Genomic DNA, 23398 nt, shown 5'->3' on the forward strand with positions numbered 1-23398 from the left:
AACTTTATTAACAGGCTTTAGTGTCTTGCGCTTTTAAACTTAATTCTGGAATAACTTGTTTCGCAATTAATTCCAGCTCATCACTTTTCATAACAGTGTTTCTTCCTCCCATATATTGTTCATCTACCCATTCTTTTATAATCTGAATTCTCGCGTCTTTTTTATCTATTTTGTCTGTTTCCTTTAATCTAAAATAAGTATTAATCCAAGCTGTTATACCTGCGTGTCCTGAATGTTCGTTAACTGCCACAACAATAGGCCTGCCTAATATTTTTTCAGTATCAAAAATATTATATATTTCTTCATCTTTTAATATCCCATCCGCATGTATACCTGCCCTTGTAACATTAAACTCACTACCCACAAAGGGTGTCCTAGGTGGAATACTATATTTAAACTCCCCTTCAAAGTATCTTACAATTTCACTTATAAGTTTTAGATCCATTTCTTTTACATTTCCTTTTAATTGACCATACTCTATAATCATAGCTTCTAAGGGGCAATTCCCTGTTCTCTCACCAATACCAAAAAGAGATGTATTTATAGCTGAACATCCATGAAGCCATGCTGTCGTGGCATTGGGTACTACATTATAAAAATCATTATGTCCATGCCACTCAAGATATTCAGAAGGAACCCCACCATAAACCCTTAATCCATTTATAATATGTTGTACACTTCTTGGTAGCTCTGTTCCTGAGTAAGGTAACCCCAGGCCTAATGTATCACAAGCCCTAATTTTCACTTCAATGCCAGATTTCTTAGAAAGTTCCATAAGCTTTTGTACCAAGGGTATAACAAATCCAAAGAAATCAGCTCTAGTTATATCTTCAAGATGACATCTTGGAGCTATACCATTTTCTAAAGATTCTTCAACCAAGGAAATATATAAATCCATTGCCTGCTGTCTCGTTTTGTTTAACTTCTTAAATATGTGGTAATCCGAACATGACATAAGCATTCCAGTTTCCTTAAGGCACATGTCCACCACTAACTTAAAGTCTTCCTTATTAGCTCTTATCCATGAAGTTACCTCTGGGAATCTATAACCTCGCTCTAAACATTTCCTAGCAGCATTTCTATCCTTTTCTGTATACAAAAAAAATTCCGTTTGTCTAATTATTCCAGAATTATTGTCTAGTTTGTGTAGATAGTCAAATATTCTAATGATTTGCTCCTCAGTGTAGGTATCCATAGCTTGCTGTCCATCCCTAAATGTAGTGTCTGTAATCCAAATATCTTCAGGTATACACATTGGAATTTGTTCACTTCCAAAAACCATCTTTGGAATTTCTGAGTATGGGAATATATCTTTGAACAACTTGGGATGCTGCTCTTGGTTTACCTTTAAATTTAGTATTCCTGTCTTATTGACATCTTTATGATTTGTTATATGCACCTTTTTCATTTATTTACCTCCACATTTAGCTTATTTTTATCTTTAGTGAATTTTTACAATTATAAGTTTTATGAATTTATATAATATTATAGTTTCAATTTATTGTTTATTATATAGCCTCTAAGTACTTTTGTAAAGTTATTATGCAACTTTTTATTACTAGTGATTCATTTTTTAAAGTATAACAGTCATAAGAATTGAGTCATTAATTAATTTATCCATCAAAACAATATATTCCATTACATTTAAGTAAGTAGCCATAAAAATATTTGTAAAACGAACAAAGTCCATCACTATAAAGAAAATTATCTTTATAGTGATGGACTTTGTTTTTAAATTAATATTATATTTTTAATATTATATCTTTAATATTATATCTCTATGAATTCTTTATATATATCTAACACATCTTCTGGTTTATTATATTTATTCCTTCTATAAGCAAGAATTAAAATTATGATTCCCGTGATAAAAGCTACAGCATGAATTAATATGGCATATTTCCCATTTAGAGACTGGAAAGCCCCTGAAATGGATATTCCCAAAGAGTTATTTATAAAGTGTGCAAATATACACAAATAAATAGAACCTCTATTCAAATATATAGATCCAATAAGCAGTCCAAGAAAAAATGTGTTTATTCCTTGTGGAATATTCATATGAACCAAAGCAAAAAATAGGGCTGATATTATAAGTGCTAATTTAGGATTCATTTTGCTAGCCATACCTTTTAGCAAAATCCCTCTAAAAATAACCTCCTCATATATAGGTGCTATAATTGCAACGGTAAGCATCAAAATAATAGGTGAAATAGCTATTTCGTCAAATGCTTGATTTATAAAATCAGGCATAGGTATTTTATTAACCCAGTAAATTAAGCTATTATCATAAGCTAATCTAAAGCCAATAATTATTAAAGCCGCATAAATAAAGTCCTTTTTACTTATGCTTTTTTTACGTGTTTGCTCATAGGACCTTTTACTATACAAATTTAATAAAATAATAATAACAAAATATTTAACTATTACACCCAGCACAAAGCTTATATACGGTCCTAAATGAGTAAATTGCTCAGAAAATAAATTAATAATCACTATAGGTATTTGTCCTAAGGATTCCAATAAAACAGATAAAAGCATTACAAGAAATGCTTTTATTATGCTCATTTTATTTATACTTATAGCTTCTTTTTCTATATTTTTTAAAAATTTCATTCTATCACACTCTCTAACTTGTTTTATTCTTAACATACTTAAATATACTATCTTAAGTATACTATATATTTGTTAAAATGTCGTTAAATTACACGAATGGACTTTCCAAGCCATATGTAAGTATTATAATTAAAAATAGAGGAACATACTAAGTTTACACCTAGCATGCTCCTTCTGTTATTAATCCTGTTACTATTTTTGTTTTTAAAGATATACTTTTCATTTTAATCTCTCCTCATTTATGGATTTAATATTTCTATCTTTAAGCTTACCCAGTTATCATGTCAACACCGTGTCAACTTTATGTTCATCTTATGTATTTTGTGTAAATTTTAATAAAATAATTAATCCATTGGTATTAAGAGTATACTTGATTATATTATATTCATTTAAATTTAAAAAGGTGGTTTGCTAATTGCTAAAACTTATAAATCTTTCAACCTATAAATGTGATATGGACAGGTTTCATTGCAATAGTTCGGAAATAATAAATTTATTAAAGAAACATAATATGGATGGTGTAGAACTTTTAAATTCTTTAGAGTGGAATAAAAACATTATTCCCAGTAGTATAGTTAGAGGTGTGCATCTAAAATACTATCCTACATGGCTTGATTTTTGGAACAATAACGAAAGTGAATTATTAAGACAGTTTGGAAGCATGAAAGAAGTAAAGAATTATTACGGTGGAACAACTAGAGAATGTATAATAGATTATTACAGAAGTGAAATACTGCAGGCTGATAAAATTGGAGCTGAATATGTGGTTTTTCATGTGGCTCATGTGCAAGTAGAGCATGCATATACCTATGATTTTACGTATAGTGATGAGGAAATTATAGATGCAACAGCAGAATTAATAAATGAAATCTTCAAAGGTTTGAATACAAAAATAAAACTATTATTTGAAAATCTATGGTTGCCTGGTTTAACCATGCTTAATAAAGATATGCTATTAAGATTATTAGAACAGGTTGATTACTTTAATAAAGGATTTATGCTAGATACCGCTCATTTAATGAATACTAATTTTACCCTTACCAATGAGAAAGATGGAATACAATACATTTTAGATACAGTAAGTAATCTTGGTGAATTAAAAAAATTCATAAAGGGTATCCATCTTAACTGTTCCTTATCAGGTAAATATGTAAAAGAGCAAATAAAAGAAAATCATAAATGTAAAATACCTTTTAATGAAATGAAAAAAAATGTACTTTTTCATATAATGAAAATAGACATGCATAAGCCTTTTAGTGATATAGATGCGAAAAAACTTATTGATTTCATCAATCCACAATATGTTATATATGAGTTTATAACAAAATCTTTTGAAGAACTAGAGGAGTATATCGCAATTCAGAATAAAGCATTACAACTATTGCCCTAATAGTTACAATCATAAGAAATAATTCCACCACATTATATGATGGAATTATTTCTTATCATTAAATTATATATATTTTCCCGTTTCATCATATTCCTTAAGTTCATTAAGCAGATGTTTAATCTCTTGGTCCTTATTTTTATCCATTACTAATATAACGTCCCCTGCATCTACAATTATAAGATCCTTTATGCCAAACCCAATTATCAGTCTATCTTTACCAAATACTGAGCAGTTTTGACTCTCTTCCATAAATGTATTACCAAGCACATTGTTACCTCGTAAATTGCTTAAGAACCTTGAGAGTGCTGCAAAGGTTCCTATATCATCCCATACAAACTCACATTTTATAACAAAAGCCTTTCTGGTTTTTTGCATTATTCCAAAATCCACTGATATTCCATCTATTTCATTGTACTGTTCTTTTATTACTTCACCCTCTTCATCAGTATCTATAGCTTGGTATATCGTCATTAATCGTTTATACATCTTAGGTAAGTATTTCTCCATCTCTCGCAAGAACACATCTGCTCTCCATACAAACATACCACTATTCCAAAGGAAATTTCCTTTTAACAGCAAATCCTTTGCTACTTCTGCATTAGGTTTCTCTAAAAAACGTTCTACTTTGAACGTCGGTATATCACCATTTGATCTATCTCCCATTTCTATATAGCCATATCCAGTTTCTGGTCTTGTGGGCAAAACACCTATGGTGATTAGCCCTCTTTTTTTATTTGCAATTTCAACTGCCTGCATGACAGTTTCCTTAAACTCCTTTTCGTTCTCTATATAATGATCAGAAGGTAAAACTATCATAGTTGCTTCTTTATCCTGTTTTAATAGTTTGGCAGCAGATAGACCTATACAAGTAGCAGTCTCTTTATTACTAGGCTCTACAAATATATTGGATTTACGTATTTCTGGAAGTTCATCACAAATTTTCTCAAAATAATCTTCATTTGTAACTACATAAATATTCTCATTACTAACTAAACATTTTATTCTATCCACAGTGCTTCTTAAAAAGCTCTTATTATTGATAATATTCAAAAACTGCTTAGGGTTTTGTGCACGAGATAGAGGGTAAAGTCTTGTTCCTTTTCCACCTGCTAAGATTAGTACATATAGCAAAAAATACCACCCCAACTTATTACTCAATTCATTTTATGAACCATAAGGCAATCTTGTGAGAACAATTTAGAATATTGTCTGTATATCAATGTTTTTTGTTAAAATAATAGTCATATATATTATAAATATAATTCCCTTATTGTATTTTTCTTCAACTAATTCGCAATCTGGACTAGGTTATATGAGAATTTTCATATAATTGTGAACAATATGAACAATATGGCAAATGGCCAGGTACAGTATTTACTTTTCAATACTTTATTGTTATAATTTTCTTGTAAATATTTTACGAATAATAACAATTTATTCCTAGTTTGATAATTAACAAACAAAGTTGTCAATTTATCATCGCAGGAAAATTTGTTTTTATTTCATTTAAATATTTTATACATAATAAAAATAGGGGGGATTTAATTGAATAAAAGGTTAAAAGCATTAAGCTGTGCATTAGTAGCAATATTTGCACTTACAATTGCAGTTGATAGTCCGAAGCTAGGGCCCTTTGGTGTAGATGCTGTTTCAGCAGCTACTGGTGCAGCTCCAGTTAAACCAACTACACCAAGTAAACCAAGTTACTCAGGTAACTCAGGTAACTCAGGCAACTCAAGTAACTCAAGTACGCACTATACATCATCTACAAATAATATGTCCACAAATTTTACCCGTTTACTTAAATTAGGTTCTACTGGAGGAGATGTTAAACTTCTTCAAAGTAGACTTAGTAGTTATGGGTACAGGCTTAACAGTGATGGTATTTTCGGAAACCAAACTTTGGTTGCAGTAAAAGACTTTCAAAGTAAACATGCTCTTGTAGCTGATGGACTAGCTGGTACAGCTACTTTAGCGAGGTTAACCCCAAAAGTAATAGTCAAAACCGTTGTAACCAGTATGCTTAGATTAGGTTCTACAGATAGTGATGTTAAACTTCTTCAAAGTAGACTTAGTAGTTATGGATACAAACTTAATAGTGATGGCATCTTTGGAAACCAAACTTTAGTTGCAGTGAAGGACTTTCAAAGTAAGCATGCTCTTATCGCCGATGGAATAGTTGGACCAGCTACTATTGCAAAATTATTTGCAATAGTAGTTACACCAGCGAAACCTGTTACTCCAACTAAACCTGTTACTCCAACTAAACCTGTTACTCCAACTAAACCAGTTACACCACCAGTTGTCATAGTTCCACCAGTTGTAGATGTTGTAACAGCTGCTTCGCTAGTAGATAATGCTGCTGTTTTCGAAAAATCAATTGGCAAAGATGGTAAATGGATTATTGCTACTACAAAAGATTTAACTTCTACTAAAGACCTCGTTTTAGAAGGCGAATTTAAAAATGGTAAAAAAGATACTATAACAGGCGCTGAACTTATTCAACGTAAAATAGCTCTATATACTCAAGATGATAAACGTGTTGTAACTGCTAGATTTACTTTAACCGCACCAAAATTAACAATCAAGAGTCCTATGGGTAGTATAGAACATGGAACTTTTAAGGGCGATCTTTATGTTTCAGCAACAAACTTTAAGCTAGTAGATGCTAAAGTTGAAGGAAATGTATACTTCACTACTCAAATAGCTAAAGATACATTCACAAAAGATGCTACAAGCTCTATAACAGGAAAACAAGAATTACTAGTAGTAGATGCAGTAACAACTGCATCAATAGTAGATAATGCAACTGCTTTTGAAAAAGCTATAAGCACAAAGGGTAAATGGATTGCTGCTATTACTAAAGATGTAACTACTACTAAAGATCTTGTTTTAGACGGCAACTTTTTAAATGAAAAAGTTCCAGCTGTTTCTCAACGTAAAATAGCTCTTTATTCCCAAGACGATAAACATGTTACAACTGCTAGGTTCACTCTAACGGCTCCAAAACTAACTATCAAGAGCCCAGATGCTAGTATTCAAAAGGGAACTTTCAAGGGCGACCTTTATGTTTCAGCAACAAACTTTAAGCTAGTAGATGCTAAAGTCGAAGGAAGTGTATATTTCACTACTCAAGTAGCTAAAGATACATTCACAAAAGATGCTACAAGTTCTATAACAGGAAAACAAGAATTAATGCAAATAGATGCCGTTACATCTGCTTCATTAGTTAATGATGTAGCTGCTTTTGAAAATGCAATTAGCACAAAAGGTAATTGGATTGCTTCTATTTCAAAAGATTTAACTACTACTAAAGAACTTGTTTTAGATGGCAATAAAATGAATACAAAAGTTCCACCTGTTTCACAACGTAAAATAGCTCTTTATGCACAAGATGATAAACATGTTACAACTCATAAATTTACTTTAACAGCTCCAAAATTGACAATTAAGAGTGTAGATGCTAGTATTCAAAAAGGAATTTTTGTAGGCGACATTTATGTTTCAGCATTAAACTTTGGGTTGGTAGACACCAAAGTTGTAGGAAATGTATGTTTCACTACTCAAGCAGCTAAAGATACATTCAAAATGGATGCTACAAGTTCTATAACAGGAGAACAAAAATTAATGCTAACGACTAATTAGCTACTACCCTTTTTACAACCCTCTATGTCTAAAAAACACATAGGGGGTATTTTTACGCTAAAAATATAAAGTGTGTAAAACGAAAACTATTTTTCATTTTACACACTTTATAATTAATAATATTTATTTTTCTCCCAATACAATACTCTCTTCGTCAAAAGGAGTAATAAATTCAAAACTGTCCCCTGAACACTTACCCCCCGTTTTTTTTAGTAATTCGAAGGCATCATATTCTTCAAGCCCATATTCCTTTAAAACAGAACTTACATCCCTTTTTCCATGCCAAGGTAAGCGCTCTGAAAATGAACTAAATAATTCTTCTCTGAAATACTCCACATCTATTCTGGGAAAATTTGGCAATGGAGAGAATCCGTATTCTTCAGCCTTTTCCACACCTGGAGCATCATATTTAAAATAATATTTTTTATCCCTTCTAGTTAATTCCCCTACTTTGAAGGGTTCTTCTTCGCTATTTTTCCATGTCATCCAAATTATATCTCTCACTTCGCCAGTCATCCCTCTCGCCCTCTTATTAAAAAGATTTATACTATCAGCATATTGTTATTATGATAACTATATACTGAATATGAAACCAAAAAAACTGCACAAAGTCAAGTTTATTTGTCTTACTTTGTCTTATTTCCTCGTATTTTATCATAATATGCAATAAAAAAATACGCCAACATTAAAAATTGGCGCATTTAGGTTACACTTGTCCTTTAAAATTGCTAAGTCTTTGCGTCAATCTCTCCATGACTACATCAGGATTTCTATAGAATTCACTAGCACGGATTTTATAAAACTCCCATCCCATCCTTTCTAGACACATCTGCATTTCATAGTGCTGTTTCCAATTATAATCTTCATCCGTAGGCATGCCAATACAGTTTACTGCTATTTTTTTATAATTATCTTCCTGAAATTCCAAAGATAAGTTTGTTTCTACAACGAAATCTATAATATATTTTCCTACCTTAACTTTTGGAGTAATTTTATATCCAAGATTCTTTATGCTTTTAGCTACCCGCTCATCAAAATCATTTAATATTAAATATTCGCAGGATTCAATTTCTCCTTTAGGTTCATTCTGCTGAAGGCAATATTTTAATAGAGAATACCTGACACATTTATTATTAAGACTTTCTATGTCTACTGAGTAAAATAACCACATTTGATTTCTTGCACGACTGGCAGCTACATTAAACCTTCTTATATCAGATCCCTTAGTTAGCGCTGTAAATTTAGCATTATTTGCAATAACCATAGATAAGAACATTATATCTCTCTCATCCCCTTGGAAAGAATAAGCATCTCCACATATAAGTCTTCTTTGTAACATTTCCTCCATGCCAAGCCTTTCTATTAACATACCTTGTATTAATTCAGCTTGAGCATCCCCTAGAAGTGATATAACTCCCATAGTCATGTTTTTGTACTTCTCGCTACTACAGCACTGTAATATGGCCTCTACGATGCTCTCTGCCTCCAGTGTATTTAATGCCTTCGTTTCATCCTTGCATCCGCCTACAACTTTAGAGGTTATTATAGGGGCACCGACTTTTTCCTTAGCGTCAATTCTTCTTAATGGTATTATTTCATTCGAATAACATAATTCATTACTAAATCCAATTATCTCTGGTACACATCTAAAGTGCTCCTTTAATAATAATCTACTTGGAAATACTCTTAGCGCCGTATTATACAAACTAGTTTTTAAATCAAACCATTCCGCATGTGGAACACCTTCTAAATATGTCTCTATCAAAGTTTCTACAACTGCATTTTCCTTTCCAATTGCTTCAGGACTTATTTGCTTTTCGTCTCCTACAATTATCGCCTTCTTTGCCCTCATTAGAACAGTTATAGCTGATATGTCACTTTGACTACTCTCATCCACAATTACAACATCAAATAAATTATCTGTAAGCTTCAAATTTTCCATAACTCTGTTTATTGGCATTATCCAAACGGGAATTACATCCTTACAATTTTCCATTTCCTTTTGTGCAATTTTTCTATACTTTACTGCCTGTGTGCCTGTACCTTTTCCTATCCTTTTTATGGCTTCCATCCAAGTAAATAAGCTTCTTTTTTGAACTTCCGTAGTTCGTTCTATTTGATTAAACCAACTTCTTTTAGAAACGAGCTCGCCTATAATATGTTTTTCTTTGATTTTTTCTTGTGCTATATTTTTTTCTATTGCCTCTACATCATCTTCTTCTAATTTACATAAAAAATCGTTCCATTTCTTCCACTTCCATGCCTTTTTCCAATCTGCGCAATGCAAATTTTCCATGATTTTCTCTTTATCATTTTTGATGTTTTTAAGTAATAGCGGACAACATTCTTCTAGTTTACTACTTAACTCTTCTAATTCTAAAATTTGAGGAGCTATTTTCATTAATAAGTCTATCTCCATATAAACAGCTCGCACCCCATCAATACTTCTCATATTTATAGCATTGTGCAGCTTTTCTAAGCAATCTATCCTAGGAAATTTTTTCTTTATTTCTTCCATTTCTCGGCACAATTTATTATATCTATTTATGTGCTTTAAGCTCTCAAATCCACTTTTAAGATGAATATATGTTTCTTTTCCGTACCAGGTTAGACTTTTAACCAAATTCTTATCTGGTATAAAATTAATTATGTTATTTGTAAAGTCTTTGTCCCAATCAATAATAGTCTGGATACTGGCAATATCCTTAGATAGAGGAATTAAATAGTTTACATCTGCATCATCTATAAGATTTCCATTATACTCTTTTATGGAATTGTTCCAAAGATTTTTAAGTTCTCTTTCTAGTAGCTGTAGCTTTATATATAAATCAACCACAATTATCTGGTCACTGTTATTTATATACTGATAATCCACTTTGCATCCCTCAGTTATATATTTAAGATTTCCATGGAGAATTTTGAATAGGCGCCCTAGTTTTCCTTTTTCTCTTATTGTTTTTGCTACAACATCAAAATCAACTTTAAATTTTGTTATATCAATTCCCTTTGGTATCTCTAAATTGTGATTGTTTAATTCTTGCCTTATTTTATTTATGTCTTTTATATATTCACTACATTTTTCTACTAATTGTTGCCACATACCATTTGAAATATTATTAGAATAATAATATTTCATAACATCATTTATCCAACTATTCTCAAACCCTTCAAGTTTCTCTATGGCACTATCTACAAGGTTTAGTAATCTTCTATTACCATAGTCTATAGAACTGGTGTTATTCCAATCTCTTACATCCTCCTGATAAATATGCTGCAGCCCCTCTAATTTAAATAACTCTCCAATTTTATCACATAAATCAATTTCTTTAGGCATACCTGTTATGTACTTATCTATATCATTTAGTTCATGAATTTGCTCTTTTTTAATTGTACTTAACAAGATAACTAATTTTTTGAATTCTTCAGTGCTAAGTGGCTCTCGTTTATCTAACTCAAGCTTGTCTACTATCCAAGAATGCTCTGCTTCATTATCTTTAATCCATTTAGCCATATGCATTAAGGTGTATTCTTGTCCTTCATATTCTATTTTCTCATTCTCTCTGTCTTCAATGCATTTTAACTCTGCATATAATTGCTTTTGTGTTTCCCCACACTTACTTTGTTTATATTTTAAAAGTTTTATTTCTTTACGTAATTCTTTAGTGTCCAATGATAAATTTTCTGTTATTTTTCTAACAGACTCGTCCAATTCTTCTAATGATTTTGTATCATTCCCTAATATACTAATACATAATGCCCTAACATCTTCCGGTATTTTATTAGACAAAACTCTTAGCGCTCTATCTGTTTGGCTTGTAACTAGCACCCTTTTTCCATGAGCCAAAAGATGACATATTAAATTTGCTATAGAATGGCTTTTGCCAGTGCCTGGTGGTCCTTGTACAACTATGCCATAATTTTCAGCTAGTTTTTTAGTTATTTCCATCTGCTCCTGATTAGCTGGAAGTGGAAATAATACATCTTCCCCTACTTCCTTCCACTCATTAAAAGTCTCTATATCTTGCAGCACTTCTTCCTCTGAAACCAGTGCTTCTATAGTTTTAGGAATAGGAAATCCCGCTCTTATTTGTGAAAGCACATCGTTTAATTCCATATTCCAAAGTCTTGTATCAACCTTGCGAAGTATTATGCAAGGTGCATTGTAAAATTGTATATTGTTTTGTATCAATATATCACTATCGCAACTTAACTCATCAGTATAAAAGTCCTCTTTATAAGCTTTTAAAAGAATAGCTATCTCTTCAAAAATTTTCGAAGCCCTTTCTATGTTCCTCACGTCCAACGCCATGTCCTTTGCACTATTTCGAATACTTATTAAACTATCTAAGTTTACCTCTAAGCATTCATTTAAAAACTCAAGTTCTACGTTAGTTTGGTTGTTATATGGCTTTAAAGTGAATGTTTTTTTAGCTATGTCAAATTTTATTTCCATCTTAGTTGTAAAAATAGGATGGACTATTTCTTTTTCATCCTTTTGCCAAGTTAAAAGTCCATTTGACCAAATAATTTCTAAATCCTCACTATTTTTTTCTAATTGTAAATATGTTTTTTGAAACTTACTATATAACTCTTCTGCTCTTTCATCTATAGTTAACCAATAATCCTTATTTTCATCGATATTAAAAATACATCCTGTTATATTTTGAATTTCCTTTTGCCAATATACACTTTCATATTCATTAATATTTCTTATAGTTTTTTGGTTCATATTTTTAATACTTAATAAATACGAAAAAATTTTCTCCACCTTATTATTAATATTCAAAACTCCGCTACCTCCAACCTCTTAATTCAAATTTATAATATTACCTCGTTATGTATAAAGCACATGAAAATAAATAACAAGTCTAAATGCTTGTATATTTACTCAAATGTGCCTAAGTTTAAATAATGTAAAAAGTCTTATTAAAACTCAATCCGTTTTAACAAGACTTATACTTATTTACAGGAATCTCTCTCCACTATCTTATAAGGTAATACAAAATGTTTTTCATCAACAACTAAATTATTTATGGATTTTATAAGCATTCTCATACTTACAGATCCCATGTCATACATTGGTTGGGCTACTGTAGTAAGTTTAGGATAAAATACTGAAGCTGAATAAATATCATCAAAACCCATAACATCTATGTCACCAGGAACTTTAATATCTCTATCTCTTAATGCATTTATTACACCCATAGCAATTTCATCACTAGCGCAAAATACAGCATCTACTTTATTGCCTTTATCCAATATAGTGTTAATTCCTCTATATCCATCTCTAGCCTTAACTCCACCAAAATATGTTAAGTCTTTAACAAGCTCTATCCCCATTTCCTCAAGGCCCTTTTTATACCCTGTGTATCTTCTAGTTAGTGCATTAACTTTATCTATTGTAGTACCTACATATGCAATATTTTTATTACCCTTGTGCATCAAATATTTCACTGCATCCGAACCTGCCATTACATTATCAATAGTAACACTAGGGAATAAATCATCAGCATCTGTAGTTTCTACAAGCACAATTGGCATTTCAAGTTCTTTTATTAAACTTATAACATTAGCCTCTATGGAATTACTCATATATATAACTCCATCTATCATTTTTTCTTTAAGTATTCTTAATGATTCCATTTCTTTATCTACGTCCAAATCCGCATTACAAAGCATAATATTATAATTGTAAATATTAGCTACATCCTCACATCCTCTAACAATTTCAGGATAGAATTGATTTGATATATCCGGAATAATTATTCCTATTGTACTAGATTTTTGTGTCTTTAAGCTTCTAGCAACTATATTGGGTCTATACGATAATTTTTTTATAGCATCTTTTACCTTTTTCTTAGTGTCTTCATTTACCACATCTATATCATTCAAAACTCTTGATACTGTAGCAATGGAAACTCCCGCTTCTCTTGCAACATCTTTTATTGAAGCAGCCATATTTCTCAACTCCTATTTTTTCTCTGATTATTTTTCTTATCCTATACAAAGCCCTTATCATACCATTATACTTATAAAAACTGGTTATTTCAAGCTATAATATATTTTTTAACCTAATAGTATAATTATAGTATTTCCCATTGAAGTTAATTTTACAATAGTGTCCATGCTTTATTTTTAAAAAAGAAAGTATGCGACTAGTATCACATACTTCCCAAATATTCTTGATTATACTTTCTCTACAGCTAAATCTAAATCTTCACCATTTATCTTAACTGCGTTGTATTCTCTTTTATCATTGTACACAACTTCTACAGAAAGTGTATCTCGTTTGATTTGATCCTCAAATTTTACAATTACATTTTGAAGCATTTCGTTTCCGGAAACGTAAAGTCTAATCTTATCAGAGACTTCAAACCCACTTTCTTTTCTCATGTTTTGAATCTTACTTAAGATCTCGCGTACGTTCCCTTCCTCTTTAAGTTCTTCTGTGATATCAGTATCTAAAACTACTCCCATTTCGCCTTCTCCAGCAAATGCATGACCAACAAGCCCTTGCATGGTAACAAGCAAGTTTTCACTATTTAATTCTATTTCTGTTCCATTTACATTTATTGTAACTGCATTGCCCTTATTTATAGTTTGAGCAAGCTCCATTTGGTTCATAGCCCCTATAGCTTTTTTGATACCAGGTATCAATTTACCATATGGTTTACCTAGTACAGGTAAATTTGGTTTTATTTCAAATTTAACATATTTAGAAAGATCAGCTCCTAGTTCTACTTCCTTAATGTTAAGTTCTTCTTTTACTATGTCTCCATAATATTCAGGAAGAGATCTAAGACTAACTCTCATTTTTGATAGTGGCTGCCTATTCTTTATATTAGCAGCATTTCTAGCACTTCTTCCTAGTTTAACAGTCTTATATGCCTTATCCATTTCTTCTTCTAAAAGAGCATCCACAAGATCCGCTCTATATTCAGGCCAAGAACATAAGTGAATACTTTCTGGTGCATTTTTGTCAAAAGGTACCACTAGGTTTTGATATAACTCTTCTGTTACAAAGGGTATAAATGGAGCCGCTATTTTAGCAAAAGTTGTGATAACTCTATATAATGTCATATAGGCACCTATCTTATCATCTGTAAGGGATTCTACCCAGTATCTAGATCTATTACGTCTTACATACCAATTAGAAAGTTCATCAACAAAAGCTTCAAGGTCAAGCGCTCCTTGAGTTATTCTATAGTTTGTTAAATGCTCATCTGTATTTTTAACTAATGAATTTAATTTGGACATCATCCATTTGTCCATAATATTCGGCGACACAAAGTTCTCATATTTAGTTGGATCAAAATTATCTATATCAGCATACAAAATGTAGAATGAATACACATTCCAAAGTGTACCTATGAACTTTCTTTGTGCCTCAACAACTGCATCTTCATAAAATCTAGATGGTAGCCATGGAGCACTAGCAGTATAAAAATACCATCTTAGAGCATCCGCTCCTTGATTATCTAGCACTGTAAATGGACTTAACACATTTCCTGTGTGCTTAGACATTTTAAGTCCGTTTTTATCTAAGACGTGTCCAAGGACTATACAGTTTTCGAATGGGTTTGTATCAAACACAGTAGTAGATATTGCAAGTAATGTATAGAACCAACCTCTTGTTTGATCTACTGCCTCTGAAATAAATTGAGCTGGGAAGTTTGCTTCAAACATTTCCTTGTTTTCAAATGGATAGTGATGTTGTGCAAATGGCATTGACCCTGAGTCAAACCAGGCATCTATAACTTCTTCTACCCTAGTCATTGATTTATTACATTTTGGACATTTTAAATGTACCTTATCTATAAATGGCTTATGAAGCTCTATTCCTTCTGGTACATCAATTCCCTTTTCATTAAGTTCTGATATACTTCCTATCATTTCACGATGACCACAGCTGCATTCCCAGATTGGAAGTGGAGTTCCCCAATATCTTGTTCTACTTATACTCCAATCTATAACTCCTTCAAGGAATTTTCCCATTCTTCCTGTTCTTACATTATCTGGCATCCAATTAACTTTATTATTATTTTCTATAAGTTTATCTCTAACTGAAGACATTTTTACAAACCAACTATCTCTTGGGTAATATAAAAGTGGTGTATCACATCTCCAACAGTGTGGGTAAGAATGTGTGAATTTTTCTGATTTATATAAGATATTATTTTCTTTTAGATATTCTATTATCTTAGCATCAGCATCTTTAACAAAAATGCCCTTCCATGGAGTAACACACTCTATAAACTTACCTTCTACATCAACTAAATTAATGAGTGGTAAATTGTTTTGTTTTCCAAGCATGTTATCGTCCTCACCATAAGCAGGGGCAATGTGAACTATACCTGTACCATCTGACAGAGTTACAAAGTCTCCATGAACTATATAGAAGGCTTTCTCTTTGGGTGTTTCGAATTTAAACATTTGCTCGTATTCAAGGCCTAAAAGTGCTTCTCCTTTAAATTCTCGTACTACTTTATAGTCTCCCTCTAACTTTCCTAATAATTCTTTTGAAAGTATTAAAGTTTCATCTTCCTGCACAACTTCAACATAATCATATTTTCTGTTCACTGCAAGTGCCACGTTACTTGGAAGAGTCCAAGGAGTTGTAGTCCAAACAAGTATAGATTTTTCTTCGCCTTTTACTTTGAATTTCACATAAACTGAAGTTTCTTTTACATCCTTATATCCTTGAGCTACTTCATGAGAGGATAGAGATGTTCCACATCTCGGGCAATACGGCATTATTTTATGACCTTTGTATACTAATTCCTTATCCCACATTTGCTTTAATGCCCACCAAACTGATTCGATATAATCGTTATGGTAAGTTACATAAGGATTCTCCATATCAATCCAGTATCCAACTCTCTCAGACATTTCTTTCCACATACTAACGTAGCTAAAAACACTATTCTTACATTCTGTTACAAATTTTTCTACTCCATATGCTTCTATTCCTGGTTTACCATTGATTCCAAGTCTCTTTTCTACTTCTAGTTCTACTGGTAGTCCATGAGTATCCCAACCTGCTTTTCTAGGAACTTTGTACCCTTTCATCACCTTATATCTAGGGATTATGTCCTTCATAACTCTTGTTAAAACGTGCCCTATATGTGGCTTGCCATTTGCTGTTGGTGGACCATCATAAAAAGTGAAGAACTCTCCTTCCTCATTTAAATCAAAATTCTTTTGAATAATGTCTTTTTCCTTCCAAAGCTTCAGTATATCTTTTTCTATATCCATAAAGTTTTTTGTAGGATCATTTTTCTTGTACATAATAAAACTCCTTTCCCTATTGCATTTAATAATAGATAATTAAATCTAATTGAATTTATGGAACAGTTAATTAAATCATCATCCTTGCAGCTATTTATTACTTTAGCAGCTGTTTATAACCTTCAGCGATGCAATATTTCAAAATATAAAAAAACTCCACCCTAAATAGGACGAAGTTAAATTCGTTATGCCACCTATACTATAAATATAAATTAAAGTACAATCATACTTTATCCTTTAACGCAGAAATACGGATAAGCTTACTAAATTTTCAGCTCTCAGCTCCTAGGTGATTTTCTTTAAACCTTCACTATGGGTTCACACCATTCCCCACTCTCTTTAAGTTACTTGCTTAAGTACTTTTCCTAATCAATGCTTTTTTTAGTCATAAATTAATTGAATTAATTTTAACTTCCTTTAATTATATAATAATGAATTTTTATTGTCAATTTCTTTTTATATTTACTTATATTTACCATGATAAAATCTATATAATAAAGATTGAAACTTATTTTAGCGAACAATTAATCCACTTTTATTGAAATTGTACGTTACTTCTATGGTTTTATGCCTATAATTATAACTTTCATTGATAAATAAGCATATTTCTATAGGTTTATGTGATATAATATTAGATAAACTTGAATCTTGTAAGAATTCACGGTATATACAAACACAGAATACGTTTACACAAATGAATCTTCATTTTAAGTAACTTGCAAAATAGTATCATTATTTTCTAGATAATGATAATTGGTGACATTTTGTATTGACATACTTTCATTTATATAATAAAATTTTCTTATTTATACCATTTATTTATAGAAGAAGATCCTTTCCCTTTCTATAAATACTAGTATTATTCTAATAAGAATAATACTAATGTTACATTTCTAAAGATATCAACGAAGTCACTTCCGTGGCTTTTAAAAAATATATATTTTAAAGGAGGAAGTTTATTTTGAAAAAATTAATTTATGTAATTGCTAAAGAAAACCATTCCGAAAAAGATATTAAAGAAATTCTGCTTGCCCACTCTGAGGTGAAATTCGTTTCCCTAGTTGGTATTGACTTAGCTGGAAATGACACAGATGAAAGAATTCCAATAGAAATATTTTTAGATGACATTAGTGGCTTCGCTAAAGGGGCTATTCAAACTGATGGTTCATCTGTAGTATTGCCTGGAATCGCAACTTTAAACAATGCTAAAACAGATATGCTTGCAGACTTTGATTGTAATTGGTTCATCGACTACAATTATGAAAATATTGACCCTGAAACTAATTTCCCTGTGGGCACATTAAAAATCCCATGTGTATTAATACACAATAGTATTCCAGTGGATTCAAGATCTGTCTTAAAAAAGTCTGTTGAGTGCTTTAAAACAAATCTTCTTAATCTATTAAAGGAATATCCTTCAGCTTTAGCTTCTTTTGATTTTTCATATGAAGATATTGATGAAATGTTACTTACATCTGCTACCGAGTTAGAATTTTGGGTTAAAACACCTAATGATAAGGCTGATATCGAGGAACTATCTACTTCTCAAGTATTAAAAGAACAATATTGGAGTAAAACTAAAGGAAATGTTAGAACTGCCCTTGAACAAACCCTTTCCCTAATGGCATGTTATGGTTTCGAGCCTGAAATGGGTCATAAAGAAGTGGGTGGTGTAAAGGCTCAAATAGGTGAAGATGGTTCTCTAACTCATATTATGGAGCAACTTGAATTAGATTGGAAATATTCTGACGTACTTCAATCTGCGGATAATGAGCTATTTGTCAGAAATTTAGTAAAAGAAACCTTTAGACGTAATAGTTTAGATGTCACATTTTTAGCTAAACCAGTTCATGATGTAGCTGGAAGTGGAGAACACACTCACATTGGTATAACTGTAAAGTTAAAAAGTGGTAAAAGGATCAACTTATTTACTTCAACTAAGAAACACTTTTTAAGCATTTTTGGTTATGCTTCTGCAATGGGTATACTTAAAAATTATGAAGTAATAAATCCATTTGTTTCTGCAACAAACGATTCTTTAAGAAGACTAAAACCTGGTTTTGAGGCTCCAGTTTGTATAGTTACTTCTCTTGGTCACAGTGTAGATGTCCCTTCAAGAAATAGATCTATACTACTGGCGCTAATAAGGGACCTTGATAATCCTCTTGCTACAAGATTTGAACTAAGATCACCATGTCCACATACTAATACCTACCTAGCACTATCTACCCTATATATGACTATGCTAGATGGGATTACGTATGCCATAACCAACAAGAAAAATGAAGATGACCTTTTGAAAGAGTTATCTAAAGCACCAGGTGAAGATAGTGATTATCTAGAAAAATCTAGAGCTTACAGAAGTGAGGAAGACGTATTCGAATTCTATACAGATGAACAGCGCAGCGAGTATTTTGGAAAAGCACCAAAAACTATCTACGAAAACCTAGGTACCTTAGAAGAATATCCAGAAAAACTAGATGTTCTTAAAGTTTCAGGGGTTTTTACTACTAGCATAATAAACAGCTTTAAAATGGCAATAACCACTAGATGGGTTACTGAAATAAACAATAGAATTTTAAATGATTATGCAACAGAGATTCGAAAAGCTAAAATGATTCATATTCCTGAAAATGCACTGGATTTGGATTTAGCAAATTGGCAGAAAATTAATGACTTAAGACATTCTATTATGAAAGACACTTATTCTAAGACTAGCTTATTTACTAAAATAAAAGAAGCTTCTAAAGTTGAAAACTATGACGAACTTTCAGCATTACAAATACAGTTAGATTCAGATATGGAAGAGCTTAGAATGTATTATACCAACTATAAAAAGAATTTGTTAGATATTTAATCCCCAAATAATATATTCTCAGACATAAGAACAACCTCTATAGTAAATTATGGAGGTTGTTTTTTATAATCATTTTATTAAGGCACTATATTAGTTATTCCTAAGCTCTTAAGAATACCTGTTGCAATTGCCAAAGCTAATTTGTTTTGATATTCCGGTGTAACTAATAGTTTTTCTTCTACTAGGTTGGAAAGAAATGAGGTTTCTACCAATATAGCCGTAGTCCCTGAATTTCTTACAACATAAAGACCATCAGTCTTAATTCCCCTGTCTGCCCTTCCAGTTGCTTTAATTAATTCAGTTTGAACACTTTGAGCTAGCTTTGCTCCAGCGGCACTACCACTAAGGTAGAAGGTCTCTATGCCGCCAACTGTGGGGCTTGTAAAGCTATTGGCATGAATACTTACAAAATAATTTGGCTTAGCATCAATCGCAACATCACATTTCTCTTGAAGACTTTGGGTTTTATCAATTTCTCTTGTATATATGGTTTCCACACCATTTTTAACTAATATATCGCCTACTTTAAATGAAATGGATAATACTACAATCTTTTCTTGCGTTCCCATTGCTCCTATTGCTCCTGAATCATATCCTCCATGACCTGGATCTATTACTACTTTGTAGTTTTTTTTAGCAACATTAATTGTGATTTTAACATTCTTACTATAATTTGCTATAACTCCCTCATAAGTATAAACACCTATCTCATTTAGAAAAGCCGAATTATTAGGCCACACTACTTCAACATCTTTTTTTGAGCCATTACTCATAGTAACTCCAACAGTTTTAGGGAAGTTATATGTGCTACCCGCTTGTACATTAACCATTATATCTTCCACTGAAGATATTTCAAAAATAGAATCATAGTTGATATCTGTATTATCAAATCCAGCATAATTCATCAGCCCATTCGCTATAGACTTTGCAGCATTATTCTGATACTTTTCGCTACTTAATAGTATCTCTTCTGCTGGATTGCTTAAGAATCCTAATTCCAACATTATAGCAGGACAGCTTGTCTTTTTTAATATTCCAAAAGTTGCTGTTTCATTTGCTGATTGTATTCCCCTATCTTTAGCATCTGTTGCTTTTATAAGTTCACTTTGTATTGAACTTGCTAACAATTTGTTGTTATTACTCGCATCAGCTAGGTAATATGTTTCGATACCATTTGCGGTATCTAACGAATACGAATTAGTATTTATACTTAAAAATACATTTGCGTTCTTAGCTATTGTAGCTTTTACATCATCCTCGCTAAGCTTGTCCCAAGACACCGAATCACTGTTTCTAGTATATACTACATTAAATCCCCTTGTTTTTAGTATGTCTCCTAGTTTTAGTGCTGTACTTAAATTTATATCTTTAGCCTTAGTCCCATTTATACCAGTATTTAATGAATAGTACTGAGCTGGGTCAATGCATATAGTGAACTCACTTGGTTTTGTGGGTATACTTGGTTTTACAATTTCAGTTTTAGTACTGAAGTTCATCCTAACTTCCTTAGGAAGGGGTTTTCCATCTTCAGATTTAACCTTATTCGTCACTACCAAAGTATATGTTCTATTAGCTTCATAATTTTTTATAGGACTTACTATTACATTTTTATTGTTGTTAGCTAACGTTACATTAATAGGTATGTAATTATTATTTTCACCAACCACCGTAATGTTTTCAGTGTTAACAGTAGTGGCGCTCAATGCTTTGTTAAATCTAACTGTCCAAGGTTTACTAACTACCACATCATTTTTAGGCCCCATATCTTTATACGTACCAGCCTTAACTGTTATTTGCATAGGCACAAACAATACAAAAGCTAAAATAGCAATTATAAATGTTTTTAATATTTTTTTCATATAGCCCCTCCTAAACCATAATATTTTTCGTGATTATTATTCCATCATTATTTAGATAATTTTGATTAGTATTGTAAAATATGTCATTATTCTTCAGCTAATTATACTACATTTTTATTCTCATCTCTATAGTTTATAAATATTTTATTAAATAATTTGAAAGATTTATTGAATTTTAATATATTAGCTCATACAATAGTATATTACTCTAATAAATGTGTCATAATTAAATGATAATCCCAAGTATAAAATGTTCCCGCACTATAAAATACGTCCCATTTAGCTATTTGTTTCAATTTAGAACAAGAAGAAAAAATTATTTTTTAAAAGGAGGATTTATATGGAAATAACTTGGCTAGGCCATTCTTGCTTTCTACTTGAAGATTTAAAAGGAAGGACTCTTTTAACAGATCCATTTGACCCTACTATAGGATATGAAACGTACAAAGGCAATCCAGATATTGTAACTATAAGTCATCAACATTTTGATCATAACTATACTAAAAATTTAAAAGATGATTGTAAAATTATAGATAAAATTGGCATGTCCAATATAGATGATATAACTATAAAAGGCATACCTTCTTATCACGACAAAGATAAGGGTGCAAAACGTGGCGATAACATAATATTCACTTTTAAAATGGATGACTATGCCTTATGTCATTTAGGAGATTTAGGTCACGGTCTTTCAAATGATAATATAGATACTATTGGAAATGTAGATATATTGTTTATTCCTGTGGGTGGCAATTATACCATAGATGGCAAGGAAGCTTCTGAGGTTACTAAAAAAATACAACCCAAGATAGTTATACCCATGCACTATAAAACTCCACTAGTATCCTTTCCCTTAGATGGAGTAGAAACATTTCTTATGCATATGAAAAATGCCGTAAAAATAGATAGTAATAAATTAATACTTAATGATGAAATACAGGAATCAATGGCTGTTAAAATATTAAATTATATTTAAAAAGAACAAAGTCATATATTGCTAGGAATGCTAATTCACTTCACTAATCAATTCTAAACTTATTTTCTTAAAATAAATTAAGAATTGCTAAGTTCGTTCAAATAGCATTCTACACAACATATGACTTTTCAACACAAATAAATACATATAAGAAATGTCCTCCGTTTACGCAATCGGAGGACATTTCTTATATATATTTATTTACTCCATAGAATGATTTCATTTTCTAAACTACTTTTCTGAACATCAATGATTCTCTGATTCGAGGAGCCAGTATACTTGCTAGCATCTTCCTTTAATTCTTCATGAAATTCACCATCAATAAGTACATCTATTAAGCTTAGTAGTCTTCGTTTATTACTATCCTCACTATGTATTATTTCTTCATAGGTATACCCACTATAACACCAAATATTTAATCCTAGAGTCCTTATTTCCTCTGACAATTTTGATAGTGCTAGTGAACTTTCAAAAGGCTCCCCTCCTGAAAAAGTCACACCACTTATTATAGGCATATTCTTCACTAATTTTTCCAAAATATCATCTATTGAGGTAGAATCACCATAATCAAAATGCTGCATAGCATTATTATGGCAATTTTTACAATTATGACAACATCCAGAAACAAAGATTACAGATCTAAGTCCCGCACCATTAACTAATGAATTATCTAAAAACCCGCCTATTTGAAGTTTCATTAAATACACTCCTTTTATAAAATAAAGCAAATGAAAATCATGAGCAATTGTTTTATATAATTGCTCATGATC

Annotated in this window: 13 protein-coding genes and 1 other annotated feature; of the genes, 4 read left to right on the plus strand and 9 right to left on the minus strand. The window is 31.4% G+C overall.

Going from position 1 to position 23398, the window contains the following annotated elements:
- Positions 1-7: 7 nt before the first annotated feature.
- Together KPL51_RS05820 and KPL51_RS05825 are read right to left on the minus strand one after the other, a co-directional pair.
- Positions 8-1408 carry a hydroxymethylglutaryl-CoA lyase-like TIM-barrel protein gene (locus KPL51_RS05820; RefSeq protein ID WP_216158386.1) on the minus strand — a complete coding sequence of 467 codons (1401 nt, stop codon included), beginning with the start codon at positions 1406-1408 and terminating at the stop codon, positions 8-10.
- Positions 1409-1770: 362 nt separating this feature from the next.
- A complete protein-coding gene (locus KPL51_RS05825) occupies positions 1771-2613 on the minus strand; it encodes a CPBP family intramembrane glutamic endopeptidase (RefSeq protein ID WP_216158388.1) in 843 nt (280 codons plus the stop codon).
- Positions 2614-3028: 415 nt separating this feature from the next.
- On the opposite strand from KPL51_RS05825, the gene KPL51_RS05830 reads away from it, so the two are divergent.
- Entirely contained in the window at positions 3029-4003 is a 975-nt protein-coding gene (locus KPL51_RS05830) for a TIM barrel protein (RefSeq protein ID WP_216158390.1), read from the plus strand.
- Between the two features lie 63 nt (positions 4004-4066).
- Here KPL51_RS05830 and KPL51_RS05835 read toward each other — a convergent pair whose 3' ends face one another.
- Positions 4067-5134, minus strand: coding sequence for a mannose-1-phosphate guanylyltransferase (locus KPL51_RS05835; protein ID WP_216158391.1), 1068 nt, complete (start codon positions 5132-5134; stop codon positions 4067-4069).
- A 414-nt stretch (positions 5135-5548) separates the two neighbouring features.
- Here KPL51_RS05835 and KPL51_RS05840 point away from each other — a divergent pair, with 414 nt between their 5' ends.
- Complete coding sequence (locus tag KPL51_RS05840; RefSeq protein ID WP_216158393.1) at positions 5549-7648, plus strand: peptidoglycan-binding domain-containing protein; 2100 nt, start codon at positions 5549-5551, stop codon at positions 7646-7648.
- A gap of 123 nt (positions 7649-7771) precedes the next feature.
- On the opposite strand, the gene KPL51_RS05845 is transcribed toward KPL51_RS05840, so the two are convergent.
- The 4 genes from KPL51_RS05845 to ileS all read right to left on the minus strand — a co-directional run bounded on the left by KPL51_RS05845 (position 7772) and on the right by ileS (position 16936).
- Positions 7772-8152, minus strand: a complete 381-nt coding sequence (locus KPL51_RS05845; protein ID WP_216158396.1) for a HipA N-terminal domain-containing protein — start codon at positions 8150-8152, stop codon at positions 7772-7774.
- Positions 8153-8354: 202 nt separating this feature from the next.
- A complete protein-coding gene (locus KPL51_RS05850) occupies positions 8355-12434 on the minus strand; it encodes a PDDEXK-like endonuclease domain-containing protein (protein WP_216158398.1) in 4080 nt (1359 codons plus the stop codon).
- A gap of 173 nt (positions 12435-12607) precedes the next feature.
- Positions 12608-13606, minus strand: a complete 999-nt coding sequence (locus KPL51_RS05855; RefSeq protein WP_216158400.1) for a LacI family DNA-binding transcriptional regulator — start codon at positions 13604-13606, stop codon at positions 12608-12610.
- A gap of 228 nt (positions 13607-13834) precedes the next feature.
- Positions 13835-16936, minus strand: coding sequence for an isoleucine--tRNA ligase (gene ileS, locus KPL51_RS05860; protein ID WP_216158402.1), 3102 nt, complete (start codon positions 16934-16936; stop codon positions 13835-13837).
- 163 nt (positions 16937-17099) lie between these two features.
- Positions 17100-17318: a binding site (T-box leader), on the minus strand.
- Between the two features lie 576 nt (positions 17319-17894).
- On the opposite strand from ileS, the gene KPL51_RS05865 reads away from it, so the two are divergent.
- Positions 17895-19793, plus strand: coding sequence for a type I glutamate--ammonia ligase (locus KPL51_RS05865; RefSeq protein ID WP_216158520.1), 1899 nt, complete (start codon positions 17895-17897; stop codon positions 19791-19793).
- 77 nt (positions 19794-19870) lie between these two features.
- On the opposite strand, the gene KPL51_RS05870 is transcribed toward KPL51_RS05865, so the two are convergent.
- Complete coding sequence (locus tag KPL51_RS05870) at positions 19871-21652, minus strand: N-acetylmuramoyl-L-alanine amidase (RefSeq protein ID WP_216158404.1); 1782 nt, start codon at positions 21650-21652, stop codon at positions 19871-19873.
- Between the two features lie 340 nt (positions 21653-21992).
- Here KPL51_RS05870 and KPL51_RS05875 point away from each other — a divergent pair, with 340 nt between their 5' ends.
- Positions 21993-22628, plus strand: coding sequence for an MBL fold metallo-hydrolase (locus tag KPL51_RS05875; protein WP_216158406.1), 636 nt, complete (start codon positions 21993-21995; stop codon positions 22626-22628).
- A gap of 197 nt (positions 22629-22825) precedes the next feature.
- Here the strand turns inward: KPL51_RS05875 and nrdG are convergent, their stop codons facing one another.
- A complete protein-coding gene (nrdG, locus tag KPL51_RS05880; protein WP_216158408.1) occupies positions 22826-23326 on the minus strand; it encodes an anaerobic ribonucleoside-triphosphate reductase activating protein in 501 nt (166 codons plus the stop codon).
- Positions 23327-23398: the final 72 nt, after the last annotated feature.

The organism is Clostridium bowmanii, assembly GCF_018861315.1.
Taxonomy (GTDB): Bacteria; Bacillota; Clostridia; order Clostridiales; family Clostridiaceae; genus Clostridium_AD; species Clostridium_AD bowmanii.